Here is a 3,678-nt window from a genome sequence, read left to right on the forward strand (position 1 = left end):
TAAAAGGGGCAGGAGTGGGTGGACAGCGCCATCGTCCTGAACAGCCTGTCGACCGGCTTCGATAAGCTGCAGTACGGCACCATGCTGGTCAGCACCCCGCGGCTGACGCTGGAACAGCCGATTCGCTGGCTGCGCGACGAACAGCATCCGAAGCTGACCGGCGCGCTGTCGCTGGATGCCGGCAAAACCAGCTTTAGCAGCGGCAGCGAGCTGCCGCCCTCCACGCTGAAATTTAGCCTCGACGGGCGCGACCCGACCTGGTTCCAGTTTAACGGGTCGCTGCACGCCAATAAAATCGGCCCCGTGCGGCTGACCGGCCGCTGGGACGGAGAGCGCCTGCGCGGCCAGGCGTGGTGGCCGAAGCAGTCGTTGACCGTCTTCCAGCCGCTGCTGCCGCCGGAGTGGAAAATGAACCTGCGCGAAGGAGCGCTGTACGCCCAGGTGGCCTTCTCCGCCGCGGCCGATCAGGGCTTTGAGGCCGGCGGGCACGGGGTGCTGAAAGGCGGAAGCGCCTGGATGCCGGATAATCAGATCAACGGCGTCGATTTTGTGCTGCCGTTTCGCTTTAGCCAGGGAACCTGGCAGCTCGGCACCCGGCGGCCGGTTTCGCTGCGCATCGGCGAGATAGTTAACCAGGTGACGGCGCGGAATCTCACCGCCGACCTGCAGGGCTCGTATCCCTGGAGCGAAAGCAGTCCGCTGCAGCTCAGCAACGTCAGCGTCGATATTCTCGGCGGCCAGCTGACCATGCAGCAGCTGCGCATGCCGCAGCACGATCCGGCGCTGCTGCGCCTGCGGCACATCTCCAGCAGTGAGCTGGTGAGCGCGGTGAATATCAAACAGTTCGCCATGTCCGGCGCGTTTAACGGCGCGCTGCCGCTGTGGCTGGATAACGAAAAATGGATAGTCAAGGACGGCTGGTTGAGTAACCCCGGTCCGATGACCCTGCGCCTTGACCCGGATATGGCCGATGCGATGGTGAAGGACAATATTTCAGCGGGCGCAGCGATCAACTGGCTGCGCTATATGGAGATCGCCCGCTCGTGGACGCGCATTAATCTCGATAATCTCGGCGTCCTGACGCTGCAGGCGACGATTAGCGGCACCAGCCGCGTCGGGGAGAGAAGTAATACGGTCCATCTCAACTACTCTCATCAAGAGAACATTTTTGACCTGTGGCGCAGCCTGCGCTTCGGCGACAACCTGCAGGCATGGCTTGAACAGAATGCGGTGCTTCCCGCTCAGCGCTGTAAGGATAAGCAACACTGTACGCCTGTTGGGACAGGCGCTAAGGAACAACGATGATAAAACTGCTAACGATGCTGCTGGCAACGACGATACTGCTGACGGGCTGTACACCGCGGATTGAGATTGCGGCATCGAAGGAGCCGATCACCATCAATATGAATGTCAAAATTGAACATGAGATTCATATCAAAGTGGATAAGGACGTCGAGAATTTGCTCAAGTCGCGTAGCGACCTGTTCTGAGGTGGCGATGAGAAAACGACTGTTGACGACCGCCCTGGCGCTGGCGCTCTTTAGCGCCCCGGCGATGGCCCTGACGCTCGGCGAGGCGCGGGAGCAGGGACGAGTTGGCGAAACGCAGAGCGGCTATCTTGCCCCGCTGCGCCAGGACCGGGAAACGCTGGATCTGGTGAAGCAGATCAACGCCGCGCGCAGCGAAGGCTATCAGCGGCTGGCGGATGAGAACAACCTGCCGGTGGATGAGGTGGCGAAAATGGCCGGCCAGAAGCTGGTTACGCGGGCGCAGCCGGGTGAATACGTCCAGGGTCTGAACGGCAAATGGCTGCGTAAGTAATCAGCGGCAGCGCTTGCGGTACTCTCCCGGTGAAACGCCGAAGCGCTGCTTGAAGGCGGTCGAGAAGTGGCTGTGGTCGCTAAAGCCCCAGCTGTAGCCGATCCCCGCCAGCTTTTCATCATCGTGGGCGTTGCTCAGCGCCCGCGCGCACAGATCCAGACGGCGGTTCTTAATATACTGGGCCACCACCAGCCCCTTATCGGCGAACAGCCGGTAGAGGCTGCGCACCGACATCCCCGTTTCGCTGGCCAGCCACTCCGGGCGCAGATGTTCCGCCTGAATCGACTCATCAATCAAAGCCATAATTTTCTGAAACTGCTTCTCCCGCCGCGACGGCTGGGCTTCGTGATGGTGCAGCATCGGGCGCAGCAGGCAGACGATGGCTTCCAGAGCGGCCTCGCTCTCGCTCTGCGAAAGCGCCGGGCTGCTCATGCTTTCGTGCAGCAGACGCTGGCTCAGCTGCACCATCGGCAGGGACTTGCCCAGACGGGTGGCGATGCTGATTTCGCTCCCGCGCAGCTGCTGCTCCAGCAGCTGGCGGGGCAGCAGCAGCGACGCCTGGCGCGAGGTTTGCTGCCAGAAGATAGAGCAGGGGCGGGAGGCATCGATCAGGGTGATATCGCCGGCTTCCAGCACCACCTGACGATCGTCCTGCTCGATGGCCGCCTGGCCGGAGAGCTGGAATACGGTATAAAACCAGGCGTCGTTATCGCGCCTGATTTCGTTGCGGGTGCGGTACAGGTTGACGCCGCGCGCGGTGACGGTGCTGACCTTGAGATTGCCGGCATAGCTGGCGTCAATCTCCCCGTGAAAGTCGCTGTCCAGCGGACGTGCGGCAAAGTTTCCGCAGACCTGATTGATTTTCGCCAACCAGCGCTGGTAGTCCTGTCCGTTATCTGCCGCCGCCATAGCTCGTCTCTTGTAATAATAATGTTTTCGTATTGTTGCATTTACGCTGCGCCAAACAAGAGCGAAGCGCGGAGTATATGAAAGAACTATTACCTGAGGCACATTTTTGCCCGCGCAATATGCCTAATTGCGGCGGCTGTCACAGCGGCAAAAACGAATGTCACAGAGAAAAAAGCGCGAAGCCTGAGCGCGTCGTAGACTGAATTCACGATCCGTGAGGAATAAGGAAGCGATATGTCCACAGCACAGGTAGCGCTGCTTGCCAGCGTACAGCAGTTTTTAGACAGACAGCATGGCGTGTATATCGACGGCGCCCAGCAGGCGGTACAGAGCGAAAAGCGGCTGACCGTCTGGAACCCGGCGACCGGGGAGGCGATAGCCAGCACGGCGGACGCCGGTGCCGCGGACGTCGACCGCGCCGTGATGTCGGCGTGGCGCGCGTTTGTCTCCCACAGCTGGGCAGGACGCACGCCGGCCGATCGCGAACGTATCCTGCTGCGCTTTGCCGACCTGGTTGAGCAGCACGGCGAGGAGCTGGCGCAGCTGGAGACCCTCGAGCAGGGCAAGTCGATTAATATCTCCCGCGCCTTTGAAGTCGGCTGTACGCTGAACTGGATGCGCTACACCGCCGGGCTGACCACCAAAATCAGCGGCCGCACGCTGGACGTGTCGATTCCGTTCCCGCAGGGCGCGCGCTACCAGGCGTGGACCCGCAAGGAGCCGGTCGGGGTGGTGGCGGGGATCGTGCCGTGGAATTTCCCGCTGATGATCGGTATGTGGAAGGTGATGCCGGCGCTGGCGGCAGGCTGCTCCATCGTGATTAAGCCCTCGGAGACCACGCCGCTGACCCTGCTGCGCGTGGCGGAGCTGGCGAGCGAAGCCGGCGTGCCGGACGGCGTATTTAACGTGGTCACCGGCAGCGGCGCGGAGTGCGGGGCGGCGTTAACC

Annotated in this window: 4 protein-coding genes and 1 pseudogene; 4 read left to right on the forward strand and 1 reads right to left on the reverse strand. The window is 61.7% G+C overall.

Features of this window, described 5'->3' with window-relative positions:
* Positions 1 to 12: 12 nt before the first annotated feature.
* From PFH44_RS25840 to PFH44_RS25850, 3 genes and pseudogenes are all read left to right on the forward strand, one after another.
* Positions 13 to 1,305 (forward strand): annotated as a pseudogene (locus tag PFH44_RS25840) (intermembrane phospholipid transport protein YdbH family protein); the annotation flags it as partial.
* A 14-nt stretch (positions 1,306 to 1,319) separates the two neighbouring features.
* Positions 1,320 to 1,490, forward strand: coding sequence for a YnbE family lipoprotein (locus tag PFH44_RS25845; protein WP_406627072.1), 171 nt, complete (start codon positions 1,320 to 1,322; stop codon positions 1,488 to 1,490).
* Positions 1,491 to 1,497: 7 nt separating this feature from the next.
* Positions 1,498 to 1,821: a YdbL family probable chaperone protein gene (locus tag PFH44_RS25850; protein ID WP_283826596.1), complete on the forward strand. Its 324-nt coding sequence runs from the start codon at positions 1,498 to 1,500 to the stop codon at positions 1,819 to 1,821.
* Here the strand turns inward: PFH44_RS25850 and feaR are convergent, their stop codons facing one another.
* Entirely contained in the window at positions 1,822 to 2,730 is a 909-nt protein-coding gene (gene feaR, locus PFH44_RS25855; protein WP_283826597.1) for a transcriptional regulator FeaR, read from the reverse strand.
* A 234-nt stretch (positions 2,731 to 2,964) separates the two neighbouring features.
* On the opposite strand from feaR, the gene PFH44_RS25860 reads away from it, so the two are divergent.
* Positions 2,965 to 3,678 (forward strand): aldehyde dehydrogenase family protein (locus PFH44_RS25860; protein WP_283826598.1); only part of this gene is annotated, 714 nt, incomplete at its 3' end.

It is taken from the genome of Klebsiella sp. Ech2A (assembly GCF_030078455.1).
In the GTDB taxonomy this organism is placed as follows: Bacteria; Pseudomonadota; Gammaproteobacteria; order Enterobacterales; family Enterobacteriaceae; genus Klebsiella; species Klebsiella terrigena.

What these genes read in the sequence shown, in the direction of transcription:
- PFH44_RS25850 (WP_283826596.1), top strand. Translation starts at nt 1,498, where the DNA reads ATGAGAAAACGACTGTTGACGACCGCCCTGGCGCTGGCGCTCTTTAGC.
- feaR (WP_283826597.1), bottom strand. Translation starts at nt 2,730, where the DNA reads ATGGCGGCGGCAGATAACGGACAGGACTACCAGCGCTGGTTGGCGAAA.
- PFH44_RS25845 (WP_406627072.1), top strand. Translation starts at nt 1,320, where the DNA reads ATGCTGCTGGCAACGACGATACTGCTGACGGGCTGTACACCGCGGATT.